The organism is Microbacterium sp. NPDC055442 (assembly GCF_053644215.1).
Window position 1 is genome coordinate 69462 of record NZ_JBSHLF010000007.1, and the last position, 15887, is coordinate 85348.

The window sequence follows — 15887 nt, forward strand, 5'->3', positions numbered from 1 at the left end:
CGGTCGGATGCGCTCGCATCATGAACCCCACTTCGAGCGACCCACGCGACTGAAGACGGTGAGCATGCCGGTGATGCCGACGACCGTGCCCACCGCGAGAGCTGCGGATGCCACAGCTGCCCCTGTCTGGGCGGCGAGCAAGGCGGGCGTCAAGCTGACGACCACCAGCACAGCCGCAACAACGATGCGAGCAATCATGAACTGTTGAAGCGTTCCGCCGACTCGCAGAAATCGAGTGGCCGCATCGGCGGCAGAGTGGCCGAGCAGCGCGGCGGCGAACAGGATGCCGACCAGCATGCCGAAGAGCGAAGACCACAGTGCAAGCGCGAACACGAGCACGGCTGTGACCACCTGCGCGAGGATCTCGGAGGCGAGCAGCAAAGCGGAGGGCGCGTCCCTAAGCGGCGGGCTAATCTCACTGGCCGCCGAAGAGAGTGTCCAAGCTCGGCGCTGAAGGAGTGTCCCGAGGATCTTGCTGCCTACCCCCGCCACGACCAGCCACGGCCAGGCAGAGCCGCCCGCAGAGAGATCAAACACGCCCGCAGCGACCACGGGCAGGAACGCCTGGCGCAGCCCCCATCCCGCGATGAAGATTCTGCGCAGAGGGCCTGGCTGGTTTGCCGGATGCGCGTTCACGACCAGAGTCATGGCTGCACCTCGCCACCAGCGCCGGCGGCGACGATGGGCCGAGCGAAACCCTCCGCGCCAAGACCGGGCCAGGCTGTCACGGAGTACTCACCGCGTTGGACGTCCTGGGACTGCGCCTCCAGCAGATCACGGATGCCGGCCGAATCGGAGCGGCGAGCCAGCCTGACCATGGCACGGGTGATCTCGATCGTCAGCTCAAGCTTCGCAAGAGGGTAGTACCGGCCATGCGCTCGGGCAGCCTCGTAGCACGTCAGCAGCTTCCGGGAGTTGTGGTTGGGACAGCCGCCCCGGCTCTTGCACCCGCCGATGTACCCCGCGGGCGTGCCATGGTCGACGCGTTCGATCATGTCGAGGGTGCGGCTCATCAGGCAGCCATCCTCTGGTCGGCCACGAGCTCGTCAGAAACGTGCTGCACCCGCAGGACGGTCCGCGACGTCACGCCGAGCAACTGAGCAGTCTCCTCGAGGCTGTAGCCGAGCTCGCGCGCGCGGTGGATGGCGAGGTGACGCTCTTCCCGCGTCATACGGACGCGCTCACCGTTGAGTGCCAGGGCGACGGCGACTTCGTCGATGACTGGCTCGGAGTCTTCGACGGCCGGCTCGTCGTCGTTGTCGATGTCGTCCCACGCCATTGCCGGTAGCCATCCCAGCCGCCGGGCGTAGTCGAGCGCTCCCGTGTAGACGGCGCGGTCGTATCGCGTCTCGTGGGGCGGTCTTACGTTCCACAGCTCCTCGAAGAGCGATGCCGCGGCCATGTGTAGCTCGACGGGGATCTCGCCATCAGTGGTGAGGATGCGTGCCATGCGCGACTGCGTGATCCCGAGGCGACGCGCCAGCCGCGTCTGCGCCCAGCCGAGCACTCCCAGAGCCTGGATGCGCCGCCGCATGCCCCGAGAGGACACCTTGACGTCAGGAGGCAGCGTGCTGAGGTCCGGCTGCACACCGGTGATCCGCTCGGCGGTGGTCCGGTGGATCCGCGCGGGCGGTGCCCCGCGTCCGGGACCGTCCTTGCGCTTGCTGCCGAACCAGATAGCGCGGATGGTGTCGGTGCTGACGCCGGCAGCCGCGGCGATCGCCGTGACGGTCATGCCGTGCTTGAGGAGGATCCCGATGTGCAGCTTGACGGGCGCCGTCGACGACATGCCGGAGTCGTACCTGCCGTAGGCGATCAGCTTCTTGCGCTCGTAGCACCGCTTGGTGTTCGCCGCGCAGCAGGGCGCGCAGCTGCATCGGTGGACGCGGTAGCAGGTCGGCGTGGCACCGTGCTTGTGGTCGGGCGGGCAAACCGCAGTGCGTTCCATCATCCATCCCTTCTCGACTAACTTACTTTTATAAATGTAAGCAGAGCATTGGCCGGTTGTGCAAGCGGAGAAGGAGCTCTCCTACCTACAAGGGGTGGACTACGACAGCGAAAGTGGACATATCCGGTTGCTGCTCATCGGCTGACGGCCGGCGTACGCGGTAATGCGACGCGTACGACTGGGCACTTCGGGCCCGAAAGTCAGTGGCGCCGACGGATCACACGTGGGTTGAATGCGACGGTTGCGCGTGTGGCGCGGACGTGCGGTCTCCTCGACCCCTCAGGGAGTGTGTACCGGCCGTAGGCGATGACGTGCCGCCCTATGAGAGCGTCTGCGTCGGTGATGTGGAGCCGGTTGAGGTTCTGCTTGTCGACGAGGATCGCAACCTGATCGGCGGCTCCGTTGAGCCGGATCATCAGCCCCTCCCACCTGGTGTGGGTGTAGCCGGCGACCCGTCCCCAGATGATGAGGTCGGTGTTGAGGCATGCCGCGATCGACGCGTCCCGGGCATGGACGATGACGCTGTCGGCCGCCACTGGGTCCTGGGCGCCAAGGACGAGCTCGAGGCCCGGAGGCATCGTGCCGGCGACCAGGTTGACCAGCATCGTGGAGAAGGATCGTTGATCGGCAATGTCGGTCTGATCTTGTGCCTGTTCGGTGCGGAAGCGGCGTGTCAGCTGCCCGGGTCGGTTCGGATCCGGACGACGACGACCATCCGGTCCTGCAGACGGCTCGGCGACACCGAGCCGCATCCGCCAGCGCGTCGGCCGTGGTCCCTGCTCGTACTGATGGCCGGCGTCGCCGCGGCGGTCTTTGGACCGGATGGAGCCCTCATCGCAGCCCTCGCCGTGGTGCGCTGCGAACGCGGCCGCCTTCTTCGTGCTGTGCAACGCGGTCGTCCAGACCTCGGCGCCGCACTCCTCACCGCCTGGAAGCCCACCGGGGCACCACAGGGTGGGAATCACCGCCTGGCCGCGCACTTGCTCGAGGGTGACGAGATCACCCGCGGCGTTCCTCGCGACGTCCACCGGCGCCTACTCCCCGGCGTCACCCTCGTCGACGTCGCGCGCGAGCTCGTCCGCGAAGGCGCGGGCGATGGTTTCCTCGTCCGGAAGCGCCTGCTGCGCATCCTCGGTGAGCTCGTATCGGCTCACAGCGACCGGCTGCGTCGTCGACGCGAGCGCATAGCGGACGACCGTGTCGTTCTTGCCGGCGACGAGCAGGATGCCGACGGTCGGCTGGTGCTTGTCATGGATTCGCAAGCGGTCGTCGACGACCGCGACGTAGAACCCGAGCTGGCCGGCGTCGCGAGGGTCGAACTTCGTGGTCTTGAGCTCGATGACGATGTAGCGAAGTTGCTCGACGTGAAAGAACAGCAGGTCGACGTAGAAGTCGTCGCCTTCGATGTCGAAGTGAACTTGGCGGCCGACGAACGCGAACCCGGGTCCAAGCTCTTGCATTGTGTCGAGGATCCGGTCGACCATGCGTTGCTCGAGTTCGCGTTCAGAGGCATCGCCGTCGACGGCGAGGAATTGCAGCGCGTACGGGTCTTTCGTGAGCTCCTGCGCCTGGTCTGAGTCGATCCGTTCGAGCGCGCCGGCGAAGTTCGTCGGCGCGGCCGCTTCTCGCTCGTGCAGCTTCGTGGTGATTTGATGTGCGAGGACCGGGCGGCTCCACCCGTGATGGGCGTCTTTCGCGGCGTACCAGTCCCGCTGCTGTTGGTCGTCGAGCTTGTCGAGCAGCTCGATGACATGACCCCACGGCAATTCGCCAACGGGTCGTTGGCGAATTGCATCGAGATCGGGCCATGCCTCGGCGAAGCGCCTCATGTACCGCAGATTGGCGGTCGAGAAGCCCTTCATCGTGGGGAACTCGGTGCGAAGATCTCTTGCGAGCCGGTCGAGAACGTTCGTGCCCCAGGCCTCCTGGGATCGCCGCGTGCGAATGGTCTGGCCGACGTGCCACCACAGCTGCAGCAACTCGTTGTTGGCTCTGCGCTGTACCCGCAGCCGGGCGGCGTGTACACGACCCTTGAGTTCCTCGAGAGTCGTCGCGTAGTCGCTCGGTTCCAGTTCGCTCACTTGCTCAGCCTCCCATTTCACATTGCCGACAGCGGCTCACCGCCGCGGTGACGGTGGCTTTCGGTAGTGGCCCTCGATTTCGCGGCCGTTGCGGGTGTGCGCCTGGACCCAGGTGTGACCGTCCCCTCCGGCTTCGGTAGACGATGCGATGGCAGCAGGAGATGCAGAGGGTGAATGGACGGCAGGTGCTTCCGAGATCTCGAGCGGGGGTGCAGCCCGTCGGAGGGCCCACTTTCGCGACCAACGTCCGTCGTCTCGCTTGCCGGAGTACTTCTCGACCAGCTCGGGAGCGGCCTCCGGTTTGTCGACGGCGTACCGCTGGAAGCTGACCACGTTCGAGTTCGCCTCGGCTACACGCTTGGCGATCCCGGAGCAGATCGACTGCTCATCGTTTTCGTACAGCTTGTCGATGAAGCCGGGAGGAACGGCTCGACCTCCGAGCTGCTCGGTCGCTGTGGCGTCGGGCTTGAGGCTCTCGATGTGTTCGCTGCGCCACCGGTACTCCGCCCGTGCTTTCGTGACGGGCTTCGGCCCGTCGACGACGATGATGTCGACGGCGTATCCGCGCTTGTGCAGCACCTCGAGCATCGCGAAGGCTTTGGGCTCGTTCGCGAGCGTCCCGTCGAGGATGATGTTCTCTCCGCGCAGGATCGCACGATCCCGCTCCTGCTTCATCAGCAAAGAGGACTCTTCGTGCACGAGGGAGGCGCGTTCTCGCGGGGTCAGAGCCTCCGTTCCCGGCGGAGCGAGCTCGCGGTCGATCGATCCGTCTCTGGCCGCTCGCAGGAGCAGCTGATCCTTGAAGTCGTCCGCGTTCAGATCCCGCCAGTCCTCGTCGGAGGAACCCATGTCAGCGATGAGCTTTTTCCGGGCGGAGGACTTGCCGGCGCCGGGTGGCCCGGCGAGAACGATCGCGCGACGCTCACGCTTCACATTGGGACGTTGGGCGCGGAACGTGTTGCGGATCTCTCGGTGCACGGCCTTCCGCTGAGTAGAGGGTTGAATGCCCTCCTCGAACCAGGTCGAGTTGTGAATCGTGGAACTTGCGGTGTCATCTGCGAGCGGACCACCTGGGGCGCCCAGCTGCTCGAGCAGCAGTCTGCGGCCCTCGAAGTCGATGTGATCAGGGAAGGCGGCCACCGTTGTGCTCCCTCACGGCATCCGCGATCTCGTCGTAGAGCTCGTCGTCGATGAAGTCGCAGGCCAGCGCCGAGCCGATCTCCTCGAACGAGCCGGGCGTCGTCATCACCGGGTCGTCGAACGGCGGCGCGATGCGCTCTCGTGGCGCGTATGGGTACACCGCCAGCACCTCGAGCAGCTGCGAACGCGAGATCTCGCCCTCGCTGTACTGCTGAGCGAGCTCGAGTGGGGTAGTAGTGGTCATCCTGATCACCTCCTCCACAACCATCATGTCCATGGCCCCATCATACGACAGGACGGGTTATATTCGATAAGGTTTCCGTTGCGGGACATCAGAACTCCCTTCCCCTACAAGGGGTGGAAGCCGGCAGCCTCGCTCGACAAACTCAGGTGACGATGCCGATCGCCGCCACCGCGATCGCAGCGATCGCGATCGCGGGACCATGCGCGTGAGCGCGGCGATCTCCACCTCGAGCGAGCCTGATCGCTCGTTCCGCACCGCTGAGAAGTACAGCCAGCGGCACGGCGTAAATCGCGAACCAGCCCGCGAAGATCCCTGCGAAGAGCGCCAGCCCTGCCGCGAACTTGGCGTCACCGAAACCGAACCAGCCCGCCATGCCCATCGCTACGTAGGCGGCGAACACCACGGCCGCTGCGATCACCGCACCGATGGCGATCCAGAGATCCATCTGCTGCACGCTCATCGCCGCCACCTGTACAGCTGCGGCGACGACGAGTGGACCAGTGAAGCGATTGGGCAGGAGACGGGTCCGCACGTCCACCGCGGCAATGGTTGCAGCGGCAGCTGCGAAGCAAGCCAGCGCGACCCAGGCGTAGATCTGGACGTTGAGGTATGCGATCGACGCGAGGATGAGCCCGCCCGCGGTCGCCGTCACGTAGACGCCCGCCGCTCGCCCTCTAGTCGAGGGAGCAGCCTCCACCACGGTCATCGGGTTCCCGCGAGCTTCGTCTGCGCAGCGTCGATAAGTCGTTGGGTCGCCTCGTCGAGCTCGTAGTCAGGATCGCCACCCCCGGGACGTGCGTAGAGTTCGTCGACGACACGGGAGAACTCTGTTGCGCTGCCTGCGCGCATGGCCGCCTCCAACTCGAGGCGCCATCCGGCTTCGTTGAGCGGATCGGCTGATTGGGCGATACGCGCCGCGAACCGCGCCTGATCGATCTCTCCATGGCGAAGTGCCCGGTGGGCGAGCTCGTCAGCGGCATCCAGCACCGCGGCGATCATCTGCTCCTCGAGCAACGAGCGCCACACCCACCATCCGCGACGATTGCGGGCCGGGGTCAAGGGCTGGCCGCGGACGAGACGGATAGCGGCAATGAGGTCCTCGTTCGGAGTGACCTTGAGGTCCGGTCCGATGAGCTCGCGGAAGTCATCCCAGTCACTCCGGATGGCCGGGTGGATCCGGAACCCGACGTCGTTACGACCCTCGGGGAGCAGCTTGTGCCCCTCAGGGTCGCTGCCGAGAGCGTTCCTCAGATGCTTGGCCAGCTGGCGCGCGTTGTTATTCGACGGCTCGTACTTATCCGGCCAGAACGCCTTCTGCAGCTGGGCACCGGGAACCTGGCCGTTGTGCAGCAGCAGGTAGGCCATCATCTCGACGCCACGGCCCGGGAGGCTGTCGGCATCTGCGACGTTGAGCACGTCGATCGTGCCGAGCAGTCGGACGTAGGGTGCGGGCCATTCCGGCGCCTGAACGGTCGCCGCAGGGTCCAGCCCCTCGGTGGCAGGCTCGACGCTGACGCTGGAGGTCGAATCGACGGCGGTAGCCGCATCTGGCTCGGGAAGGCTTGCCGCGTCGTCGACGTCGGAAGATGCCGACCCGGATGCGGGTTCCTCGCTGGAGAGGTCGGGTTCTACAGCGGTCTCGTCGACCGAGCCGACCGCGACCTCCTCGGCAGGAGTGTTCACGGTGGGTATCTCGGCGACAGGGGTCTCTGTCTCCTCGGCGAGCTCGCCAGCGGTCTCCGTGGCTTCGGGAGCGGCCGTCTGCTCTTCCAAGGGAGGCCGCTCGTCGATGTGATTCTCGATGGGAAGGTCAGCCGGGATCGACTCGCGTGTCGTGGTGTCGAAGAGGTTCTGGATGAGTTCCAGCTCTTCACCCGCCAGGATCTGCGGGTGGAAGGGCAGCGGCGGCAGCTGGCCGCCGGACCGGTACTCGGCCGTGGTTCGGTCCGTGATGACGACGGTCGAGCCGGCGGCGATGGCGTCGCCGCTGGCGACCGTCGCGATGCCGAGGCGGGGCATGCGTGCTACCAGTTCGGCGAGCTCGGCGCGGAGATGCTCTGCTGGCTCTTCGCCGAGGATGACGATGTGCGGTGCCCACGACTCCATCTCCGTGGCGCGGACCCGGGCTTGGTGTACGTCGTCGACGCCGTAGCTGTCGAGGGCGGCGCGGCGGTCGTCCATGTCAGCGCGAAGGTTGCGGAGCAATGCCGGTACGTCGTCGACGTGTTGGATGCGGAATGTGCCGATCTCGTGCGCGAGTCCGTGTGGCATCCCCACCAGGGTTACCTGGATCTGATCGGACCACGGATTGACGGCGAGCTCGACGGCGATCGCTGTGAGCACTCCACGTGCGGTCTCCGCGTCACCGACGACGTTGAGAGAGCCGATCTGTTCCAGGTCGAGAAGGAGGACCCCTCCGGCGTCGTCGGTGCCGATTGTCGTCAGGGCCGGGTATGGGGAGACGGTCGGTCGAGTCGGCGGTGTTGCTCGTCCCGGGCGGACCACCCAGGCCGTGCGGTCGGGGTGGGCAGGTTCGAACGGCTCGGGGAGGTCGGCCGGTTGTGTCAGGTAGACGGCGATCTCATCATCAGCGAGGCGAACTGCGAGCAGCTCCGGCAGAACCGATCCCGTGTTCTCCGCCCATTCCTGGAGCCCGCGCAGCGCGTTGTCGATGTCCTCGACGCCGATCGGGTTCTCAACCAGTCGCATTTCCAGCTCGAGGTCGGCCGCGGCCTGCTCGGGCATCGCGATACGCTCGCCGGCCGCGCGCTGCCGGCGCTGCCGTAGTCGCCTCGTCCCAATCGCGGCGAGTAGACCCGCCAGAAGCAGCCCGACAGCGCCGCCAGCGGTCGCGAGCGGGATCAAGGACTCCGCGTCATCTGCCTCGTTGACGTCGGTGTTGGACGTGGAGGCTTCCTCAGTGGACGCCGAGGTGTCACTCGCCGAGGAGTCTGACTGACTACCTGCTCCTGCTCCCGCTCCTGCTCCCGCACCGCCGGCGCCGCCGGCAGAATCCGCGCCAGCTCCGCCTGCATCTGCCCCCGTGTCCGTGCCCTCATCGAGTGAATCAGAGCTCGTAGAGTCATCTGTGCCCGACGGGGGAAGCTCGGGTGCCGGCGACGGCGGAGCCTGCTCGACCTGGACATTAGGGACTGCGAGCGTCCATCCCGTGATGATCAGATCCGGGTCGCTGAGGGCGCGACCATCCGACTGCACCACTCCCCTATTCGCCTCGAAGATCTCCGGGTAGCGCCGACCGTCGCCGTAGTAGTTCTCCGCGAGATCCCACAGCGTGTCGCCGCGGACAACTGCGTGGGACACCGTCGTGTACACGAAGGCCGGCGCTGGCGATTCCGCCGCAATCGGTGCGGCCGTCTCGGGAGTTGTCGTTGCAACTGATGGAGCTGGGCTGCTCTGCGCGGGCGCCGTAGCAACCGTGGAGACAGAAACGGACTGAGAGAAGTCCGCCGCGGCCGCCGGAGTAGTGGTACCAATCGCTCCAAAGCCGGTGAGCATGACCGCGACCGCAGCGACCAGCGAGGCAGCCACCCGCTGCTGGCCTCGGAACACTCCCACCCTCTTGCGAGTCGGACGTCCCGCGATGCCTGCGAAGATCTCGACCAGCAGAGGACCGGCGAACGCAGCCCACGCGATCCAACAAAGCAGCGGAAGGACCTTCGTCGTGGTGATGACCCACCCGTAATCGGGGGTGAGGGTGAAGATCGCCTGCCACTGTTCAGGTGAGGGCAGCGGGTTCCCGGCGATGGTCACCAGCGCAATCGGTACACCGACGAGCAGCGCACCGATGACGATCAGAGAGCCCAAGCCTCGCAGCAGTTTGATCACGCTATTGCCCTTCCGATCAGCCAGGCTGTTCAGTCACCGTAGTTGGCGGTGTTGACAGACTGGAGCTCGCCCACCCGAACCTGCGCGCTCGAGGTGGTCGTGGGCATCGCGATCGTGCCGTTCTCCCCGCCACCGTTCCACTGCACGACCCAGGTAGTCGACGCCGAAACGGTGAACGTGCCGGAGCCGGATGTTCGCTGATACCGGAACCCGCAGGTCGGGGAGTCGACTGCCAGCTGATCGGCCATGGCCGCTGCGTTGAACGGCGTGCCGACACCGCAGTTGACCGTCTGCCCGTCGCCCGACGACCAGGTCAGAGATTGCACCTGCGCGGTCGCGGTAACGGTGACGCCGCCATAGGTCGCCGTCCGGGTGAGAGGCCCCCACGTGCTCTCTGAGGTGCTGTCGACCCACAGCCAGACCGGGATGCCGACCCACGTGCGCCGATACGCCGCGGTGCCGGCAGGGTCGTCGGTGTGGACCTTGCTCTCCGGAGCCATCCCGATCGTGATCGGCTGGAGCACGAACGTGCGCACGAGCATGCCGGCCGCCTGCGCCGGCGTATAGCGAGTGATGCCCGGAGGAGGAGCGTCCAGCCAGGTCGAGATGCCGTAGCACGCCAGGACCGTGCCGCAGAAGGACGCATTTGGCACGTGTGGGTCGCAGCTGTAATAGGCGCCGACGTTCCTACTCTTTCCGTTCGGTGCAGGACGCTGAGGATCGTCGATCGACCAATAGCACTGGCGTTCGTTCGACCAATAGCCATCCCCCGATGAGCATGGAAGTTCCTTCGTCTGCAGCTCCGGCTCTTCAGAGCCGGGTACTCCGTCCCAGATGCACGACGTCGGCCCGGGAGTAAAATCAGCGGGAGCGGTTCCTCCGCCTCCGCCAGGAGTGCCTGGGGTGCCCGGCTGTCCGACCTCAACGTCACAGACCCACTCGCCAACGTCGTTGTACCTGCAATCATTGGCCGCGGCAGGTGATGAGGTCATGACCAGTATGGTCAGAACGACGCCTACAACCGCCAGTAGCCCGGCCGCTGTGCGCGATCTACGAGCGGCTCTCAACATGTCGGAGCCCCGTCTTGGTCACGCAGCGAGACGTTCTCCTGGATCAGCCAAACTTGAGCTGTCTGCTCATAGATGAGCGTGTACTGATTCGGGAAAGATCCCCTCGGGATCTCGGGCGCCACCTGCCCCTCTGGCACCTCAAATGTCCAACTGGTGTTGTCTGCACAGCCATAGATAATGGCCGCCCCAAACTCGAACTTCTCGCCAGTTGCCGCGTTCGTCGACTGCGATGCATACGACATGGCGTCGTTGGTTTTCCAGGTTGTGGGCGACCCGGTCTGCCGAAGGCCGATCTCGATGTTGTGAGCTACGGTGTCACGAATGACTTTCGCCTGAGGCGACCCCTGCACTAGGAACCCGTCTAGATACGACTCACCGAGGTCAGGATTCTGCGCTAGAGCGAACGACGCGGCGAGATACTGCTGAATCGTGTTGCTGGCGCCGGTGATCGCTTCCTGCTGCGTAGTGGGTGCAGACACCGGGCTCTGAGTAGGCGCTGCTTCTGGGGTGGGGGTGGGAGTGCTTGTCGCCGTGGGCGAGGCTGTGGGGGATGTCGTGGGGTCGGTCGGCGCGGTGGGGGTGCACGCGGCCATCGCGAGGGCGGCGGCGACCATGAGGGTGATCGCGGCGGTCTTCCGGGTGGTCTTCATGCGTTGTTCCTAGTCGTCGATGAGTACTGCGGATCCGGTTGCTTGAACAGGCAGTGGGCCGAGGCCGATTGAGCCGAGGATACGTGGCGTGTAGGTCATGTCGACGGTGACGAAGACCTCGTTGCCGTTGACGGTGACGGTGCCTGTGGCACCTGCTGCGGTGATGTAGTTTTCGGCGGCGTTGACCGCGGCGGGGATGGAGAGGTTGAATGCGTCGCCGTTGACGGAGTTGCCGGTGGCGGCGTTGGTTCCGGCTCTGGCTGCCGATTGGGCGACGGTGAGCGCCTGCTGGAAGGTCTGTGTCTTGCCCTGACCGTCTACGACGATGCCGGCGATGATGATGAGGGCGACGAAGAATCCGAGCCACATGGGGATGTACTTCATGGTCTGGTCACCTCTCTCTGTACGGGTCTACGGGGCTGCTGGCGGTCTTGGTGATCGTGATTGATCCCGGCATACCTGGGAATGAGATGTCGGCTGTCGCGATCGTGCATGCGACGGTCGCTGTTACGGTTCCTGTCTGGCCGATGCCGGTGCTGAGGCCGTTGCCTCCGATCTCGATGTCGAGGTCGATGCAGGTGACGTTGCTCCCGAGTGCAGCTGCGGCCGCGGCTTGGGCGTGGGGAACGGCTTCTTCGACGGTGCGGGAGATGGATGCGTCTCGTGCGGCGGCGTACGCGGCTGCTTGCACGGTGTTGGCGGCTGCGCCGCCGCGGCCGGCGTAGACGATTAGTCCGATGAGGGTGAGCGCGGAGAGGGCGAGGATGGTCCAGCCGGGGAGGTCATCGAGATCTCCGGCTTCGCTGCGGATGATCCGCCGGATCGTCTTCATGGTGCCGGCACCCATCTCTCGACGGGCCCCGTGTGGCTGCGCGTGATGGTTGGGAAAGTCACACCGGGGATGAGGGATACCGGCTGCCCGGTCACCGTCACGGTCACAGTGTCGGCCGTACGGTTCACCGCGACCTGCGGGTTGATGAGCAGCCCGGTGCCATCGAGCAGCTGGTCTGCCGTAGCGATGCCGGCGGTTCCGTCGGACTCGTAGGCGCGCGCGACCGTGTAGCCGGCTTGAGCTGCGGTGTTGGCGGCATCGGTGCCGAGGTACCAGGTCGCAGCCTGCAGGCCCAAGAACAGCAGAATCAGGCTGGCGGGGACGAGGATCGCCGTCGAGGCGTATCCCTCCTCCCCCGCCAGCCTTCTTCTGGTGGTCTGGAGCCATGTGCGCATGCGTGAATCAGAACCCGTTGAGGCGGTCCTGGATGTACCCCTGACCCCAGGTGAAGATGAAGGTCGCGATGGCGATCGCCGCGGCGCCGCCGACGGTGATCCAGATCGCCTTCCAGGCGGCGTCGTCCAGGCCGGACTCGGGCTGCTCGGTGAGGCGGTCGACGCCTTCGCGTACCCGTGCCTGCGTGGTGATGACTGCCTGGTTGACCTTGTCCGAGACCTTGGTGGCCTTGTCTGTGATGGTGCTCATGATGTGGGTTTCCTTTCGGTGGTGGGTGGTGCAGGTGGTTCAGATGCTGGCGAGTTGAAGTACGGACGGGACGATCATCAGGGCGAGGATCGGGATGATGGTGCAGTAGACGGGGATGTCCATCTTGCTGGTGACCCTCTCGGCAGCATCCTTGTCGGATGCTGCGACTTGTGCCCGGAGCATGTCGCAGGCCGAGAGGAGCTGCTCACGCAGTCCGACGCGAGCTTCGGACAGGCGCATAGTGCGCGCCATGTCGACGAGCGCGGGGACGCCGACGGTGACTCCGAGCCGCTCGAGAGCGTCCCACTTGCTGGTGCGGGTGAGTTCGGCTGCTTGGTACTCGCGGCGGATCCGACGAAACACCCAGGAGTCGGAGACGGATGCGGCGGAGGTGAGAGCTGCGTCCGCCGTGGTGTTCCCGAGGAGTGCGACGGCGACCAGCTGCAGGTAGACGGTCACGAACCTGGTGAACTCGCGTCGCGCCTCCTTCGTCTTGGAGCGCACATTGGAGTCCGGGATGATCCAGAAGATGAAGGCGAGGATCGGGGCGAACAGGACGGGGAGCGGGAAGCTCAGGCCGCCCAGTTGCAGGATGGCAGCGAATCCGAGCGGGATGGCGAAGCCGATCGCCGCCATCTTGAGCTTGTCCGCGTAGAACTGAGCAACGGGGATCTCGAGCAGGTCGAGCTCGGCGGTGGGCGCGGAGAAGAAGGGGATGCTGGGAGCGCGGCGGGAGACCCAGGCGCCAGCTTTGTCCCAGCCGGCGAGGTTTTTGACGGGCGTTGCGCTGGGGATCGAGACTTCGCCCAGGCGGGTGAGCGCGTCGCCGGCACGGATGGTGCGCGGAGCGTAGGTGAGCATCAGGACGGCCAGGCCGGCGCCGGCGATGAGCCCGGGGATGATGGCCAGGAGCACGGGGTTCATCGCTCGACCTCCAGCGGGGTTTTGCTGAGCACGATGCGGGATTCTGGACGGAAGCGGGTCTGGGATTTCGCCCAGGCGAGGATCCCGGTGAACACGCCGATGATGACCAGAAGTGCGACCTGACCGACGGGGGTTCGGTAGAACGCGATCGTCGGCGTGCCGGAGAACACAACGAGTCCGACGAGCACCAGGGCGACGATGCCGGTCATCACTTGCATGGTGCGGCGCGGCTTCTCCCTCTCGTTGAAGATCTCCATCCGCTGCTTGGCCTGAATCGCGAGGGTGTCGGCGACGGCGGAGAGCGCTCGGGCGAGTCCGCCGGCGTTGAACTGGGCGGCCTGGATCAGATAGACGGTGACCTCGTCGACGTAGGCGCTGTCGAGCTCGTCGGCGAAGGCCTTGAATGCTTCGGCGGCTGTCCAGGAGGTAGACATGCGCGCGTGGAGCCGGTCGACAGCGCCGCGCAGCAGCGGTGGGGTGGCGCCGCGGGTGATGCCGATTACCTCGCGGAGGGTGTACCTGCCGGTGTCGGCAGTAGACGCGAGCGATCGCGCCCACGCCTCGAGGGCGATGATGAGCTGCTGCTCGCGGGTGTCCTGTTTGCCCAGGAGCAGCGGGAGCCCGACGATCGCGGCGGGGACGATGATGATCAGAAGCGGGAGTGCGGTGATGAGTGCTGCGAGCAGGCCGACGACAAGACCGATGATGAGGCGCAGTCGTGTTGCTCGGCTTACTCGCCGCCAACGCTGGACGAGCGTGGCCTGCGTCTTGACGTGCTTCTGCGGCTTGGGCGGTGCGGGCCGGAAGTAGGCGACGATCATGACGAGGCCGGCCAGGAGGATGGCGCCGGCGATTGCTGCGGGCAGGATCATCGCGCCTCCCAGGGGATTCCGCTGGTGCGGCTTGCCCGCTCGAGCATCGGGCGCAGCTTGTCTTCGGTGGGGCGCTCGGGTTCGGTGTAGATGCCCTTGTCCCAGTCCCACTGGAAGAGCTTGGCGGCCATGGGTTCGAGCCGGTCGTTCGGTCGGACTTCGGCGATTTCGGAGACGATGCGGGTGCGGGTTCCGTCGCTGTTCTCGACGAAGTCGAGGTAGATGATGATGTCGATGCTGCGGAGGATCTGGCGCAGGGGCACGGAGTCGGTTGCCAGACCGTATTCGCTCATGAGCATGTCGGCGAAGCGGTGGATTGCGTCGTCGGCGCTGCGGGCGTGGATCGTGGAGATCGAGCCGCGGCCTGCCTGCATGGCCTTCATCGCCCATCCGGACTCTGGGCCGCGCATCTCGCCGTAGAGGATTCGCTGCGCGGACGAGCGTAGCGACTCGTAGAAGGCGTCGCTCAGGCTGTAGGACGCAGTCACGTCCGTCCCCGAGAACATGGCCGGCATGTACTGCAGGTCCTGCACCTGGGCGTGCCTGGCGCCCTTATTGAGGTAGAGCTCGCGCTCCGTTTCGATGGTGACGATCTTCTCGTCCCACGGCACGGTCGCCATCCATGCCCGCAGGAACGTCGTCTTTCCGGTACCGGGGAATCCGGCGATCAGTGCCGAGCAATTCGCGCGTGAGGCGAGGGTGAGGAAGGTCTTCATCTTGTCGGTGATGGTGCCGATGTTGACCATGTCGTCGAGGTCGACGTCCACGAGGTTGTGCTTGCGGATGGTGAGGTTGGGCACGCTCGTGATCGGCACGCCGGTAGCCGAAAGGCGTGCACCGCCGATATCTAGGTCGAGGTGGCCGCCGGGCCGGGAGAAGGAGCGGCCGCGCCAGGATGCGATGTCGGAGATCATCTGCTCGAGGTCGCCGGCGTGTTCGGTGAGCGGTGGCCGTTGCTCCCGACGACCGCTCGCCTTGGTGACCATGACGTTGTCGTGGCCGACGACGCTGACGTCTTCCACATCGGGTTCACGCAGGTACTGCTGCAGCCTTCCGTAGCGGAATGCGTTGTCGAACACGGCTTGCACGTGCTGCGCGCGCTTTCGTGGGGACCACTCGTTGTCGCTTCCCAGGTTGACCACGCGCCACTCGGCGTGCCGGGTGACCAGTCGGGTGATTTCCGAGAGGGACTGCTCCTCGAACGGGGTCTCGGGACCGGCCGATGCGATGGCCACATCGAACTCGGCGCGTGTGCGTCCGGCGCCGTCCTCATTGAGGGTGAGCTGCTTGGTGAGCGTGTCGACGGCGTTCCAGTCGACGTCGTCAAGAAGTGCCTCGACGACGGTCACCGGCGCGACAGCGGGGTTACGTCGGGTCGCCGGTGCCGGCGAGGCAGGAGCAGGCATCTGGTAGTTGTCGGGAAGCACTGCCGCGGTGGGTGCGGCGACGGTGGGTCGCTCATCTTCGGCGACCCGGTGCAGGTGCGCGCGGCCGGTTGCCGCGGCGAACAGGTGCGGGTTCTCGGCCGCGGTGTTGCCGCTGGTGCGCGAGGTGACGTCTGGGGCGCTTGAGAGCAGGTCGCCAAGGAAAGGGCGAGTGCTGATCTGGACCTCGGGAATGGATTCGTCGCTCATG

The 15887-nt window shown here is 65.8% G+C and carries 18 protein-coding genes; all 18 read right to left on the bottom strand.

What is annotated here, in order from left to right; all coding sequences use genetic code 11:
- Window positions 1-18 precede the first annotated feature (18 nt).
- Entirely contained in the window at window positions 19-648 is a 630-nt protein-coding gene (locus ACWIBS_RS14650) for a hypothetical protein (RefSeq protein ID WP_376127368.1), read from the bottom strand.
- Window positions 645-1013: a hypothetical protein gene (locus ACWIBS_RS14655; protein WP_376127366.1), complete on the bottom strand. Its 369-nt coding sequence runs from the start codon at window positions 1011-1013 to the stop codon at window positions 645-647. The genes ACWIBS_RS14650 and ACWIBS_RS14655 overlap by 4 nt, the downstream gene beginning before the upstream one ends.
- Entirely contained in the window at window positions 1013-1951 is a 939-nt protein-coding gene (locus tag ACWIBS_RS14660) for a hypothetical protein (protein WP_376127364.1), read from the bottom strand. The genes ACWIBS_RS14655 and ACWIBS_RS14660 overlap by 1 nt, the downstream gene beginning before the upstream one ends.
- A 197-nt stretch (window positions 1952-2148) precedes the next feature.
- Window positions 2149-2976: a hypothetical protein gene (locus ACWIBS_RS14665; RefSeq protein WP_376127363.1), complete on the bottom strand. Its 828-nt coding sequence runs from the start codon at window positions 2974-2976 to the stop codon at window positions 2149-2151.
- A 6-nt stretch (window positions 2977-2982) separates the two neighbouring features.
- Window positions 2983-4029: a PDDEXK nuclease domain-containing protein gene (locus ACWIBS_RS14670; protein WP_376127361.1), complete on the bottom strand. Its 1047-nt coding sequence runs from the start codon at window positions 4027-4029 to the stop codon at window positions 2983-2985.
- 36 nt (window positions 4030-4065) lie between these two features.
- Window positions 4066-5169 carry a zeta toxin family protein gene (locus tag ACWIBS_RS14675; protein WP_452325339.1) on the bottom strand — a complete coding sequence of 368 codons (1104 nt, stop codon included), beginning with the start codon at window positions 5167-5169 and terminating at the stop codon, window positions 4066-4068.
- On the bottom strand, window positions 5153-5413 hold the full coding sequence (locus ACWIBS_RS14680; protein ID WP_376127357.1) for a hypothetical protein: 261 nt from the start codon (window positions 5411-5413) through the stop codon (window positions 5153-5155). Before ACWIBS_RS14680 ends, ACWIBS_RS14675 begins: the two co-directional genes overlap by 17 nt.
- A 142-nt stretch (window positions 5414-5555) precedes the next feature.
- On the bottom strand, window positions 5556-6119 hold the full coding sequence (locus tag ACWIBS_RS14685) for a prepilin peptidase (RefSeq protein WP_376127355.1): 564 nt from the start codon (window positions 6117-6119) through the stop codon (window positions 5556-5558).
- Window positions 6116-8158: a hypothetical protein gene (locus ACWIBS_RS14690; RefSeq protein WP_376127353.1), complete on the bottom strand. Its 2043-nt coding sequence runs from the start codon at window positions 8156-8158 to the stop codon at window positions 6116-6118. The genes ACWIBS_RS14685 and ACWIBS_RS14690 overlap by 4 nt, the downstream gene beginning before the upstream one ends.
- A 1130-nt stretch (window positions 8159-9288) precedes the next feature.
- Window positions 9289-9912 (bottom strand): hypothetical protein, encoded by a 624-nt coding sequence (locus ACWIBS_RS14695; RefSeq protein WP_376127351.1) that lies wholly within the window; start codon window positions 9910-9912, stop codon window positions 9289-9291.
- A gap of 410 nt (window positions 9913-10322) precedes the next feature.
- Window positions 10323-10979, bottom strand: coding sequence for a hypothetical protein (locus tag ACWIBS_RS14700; protein WP_376127349.1), 657 nt, complete (start codon window positions 10977-10979; stop codon window positions 10323-10325).
- Window positions 10980-10988: 9 nt separating this feature from the next.
- Window positions 10989-11363: a DUF3060 domain-containing protein gene (locus ACWIBS_RS14705; RefSeq protein WP_075807116.1), complete on the bottom strand. Its 375-nt coding sequence runs from the start codon at window positions 11361-11363 to the stop codon at window positions 10989-10991.
- Between the two features lie 7 nt (window positions 11364-11370).
- Entirely contained in the window at window positions 11371-11826 is a 456-nt protein-coding gene (locus ACWIBS_RS14710) for a hypothetical protein (protein ID WP_376127347.1), read from the bottom strand.
- On the bottom strand, window positions 11808-12206 hold the full coding sequence (locus tag ACWIBS_RS14715; protein ID WP_376127345.1) for a hypothetical protein: 399 nt from the start codon (window positions 12204-12206) through the stop codon (window positions 11808-11810). Before ACWIBS_RS14715 ends, ACWIBS_RS14710 begins: the two co-directional genes overlap by 19 nt.
- A gap of 7 nt (window positions 12207-12213) precedes the next feature.
- Window positions 12214-12456: a hypothetical protein gene (locus ACWIBS_RS14720; RefSeq protein ID WP_376127343.1), complete on the bottom strand. Its 243-nt coding sequence runs from the start codon at window positions 12454-12456 to the stop codon at window positions 12214-12216.
- A 39-nt stretch (window positions 12457-12495) separates the two neighbouring features.
- The gene (locus ACWIBS_RS14725; protein ID WP_376127341.1) at window positions 12496-13380 is read right to left on the bottom strand and encodes a hypothetical protein; all 885 of its coding nucleotides are present in this window, start codon (window positions 13378-13380) and stop codon (window positions 12496-12498) included.
- Entirely contained in the window at window positions 13377-14252 is an 876-nt protein-coding gene (locus ACWIBS_RS14730) for a type II secretion system F family protein (protein WP_376127339.1), read from the bottom strand. Before ACWIBS_RS14730 ends, ACWIBS_RS14725 begins: the two co-directional genes overlap by 4 nt.
- A complete protein-coding gene (locus ACWIBS_RS14735; protein WP_376127338.1) occupies window positions 14249-15886 on the bottom strand; it encodes an ATPase, T2SS/T4P/T4SS family in 1638 nt (545 codons plus the stop codon). The genes ACWIBS_RS14730 and ACWIBS_RS14735 overlap by 4 nt, the downstream gene beginning before the upstream one ends.
- Window position 15887 lies beyond the last annotated feature (1 nt).

Bases quoted from the DNA above. Each gene is read 5' to 3' on its own strand.
- ACWIBS_RS14700 (WP_376127349.1), bottom strand. From the start codon at position 10,979: ATGAAGACCACCCGGAAGACCGCCGCGATCACCCTCATGGTCGCCGCC.
- ACWIBS_RS14680 (WP_376127357.1), bottom strand. From the start codon at position 5,413: ATGACCACTACTACCCCACTCGAGCTCGCTCAGCAGTACAGCGAGGGC.
- ACWIBS_RS14735 (WP_376127338.1), bottom strand. From the start codon at position 15,886: ATGAGCGACGAATCCATTCCCGAGGTCCAGATCAGCACTCGCCCTTTC.
- ACWIBS_RS14685 (WP_376127355.1), bottom strand. From the start codon at position 6,119: ATGACCGTGGTGGAGGCTGCTCCCTCGACTAGAGGGCGAGCGGCGGGC.
- ACWIBS_RS14725 (WP_376127341.1), bottom strand. From the start codon at position 13,380: ATGAACCCCGTGCTCCTGGCCATCATCCCCGGGCTCATCGCCGGCGCC.
- ACWIBS_RS14655 (WP_376127366.1), bottom strand. From the start codon at position 1,013: ATGAGCCGCACCCTCGACATGATCGAACGCGTCGACCATGGCACGCCC.
- ACWIBS_RS14660 (WP_376127364.1), bottom strand. From the start codon at position 1,951: ATGATGGAACGCACTGCGGTTTGCCCGCCCGACCACAAGCACGGTGCC.
- ACWIBS_RS14720 (WP_376127343.1), bottom strand. From the start codon at position 12,456: ATGAGCACCATCACAGACAAGGCCACCAAGGTCTCGGACAAGGTCAAC.
- ACWIBS_RS14730 (WP_376127339.1), bottom strand. From the start codon at position 14,252: ATGATCCTGCCCGCAGCAATCGCCGGCGCCATCCTCCTGGCCGGCCTC.
- ACWIBS_RS14650 (WP_376127368.1), bottom strand. From the start codon at position 648: ATGACTCTGGTCGTGAACGCGCATCCGGCAAACCAGCCAGGCCCTCTG.
- ACWIBS_RS14705 (WP_075807116.1), bottom strand. From the start codon at position 11,363: ATGAAGTACATCCCCATGTGGCTCGGATTCTTCGTCGCCCTCATCATC.
- ACWIBS_RS14710 (WP_376127347.1), bottom strand. From the start codon at position 11,826: ATGGGTGCCGGCACCATGAAGACGATCCGGCGGATCATCCGCAGCGAA.
- ACWIBS_RS14690 (WP_376127353.1), bottom strand. From the start codon at position 8,158: ATGCCCGAGCAGGCCGCGGCCGACCTCGAGCTGGAAATGCGACTGGTT.
- ACWIBS_RS14715 (WP_376127345.1), bottom strand. From the start codon at position 12,206: ATGCGCACATGGCTCCAGACCACCAGAAGAAGGCTGGCGGGGGAGGAG.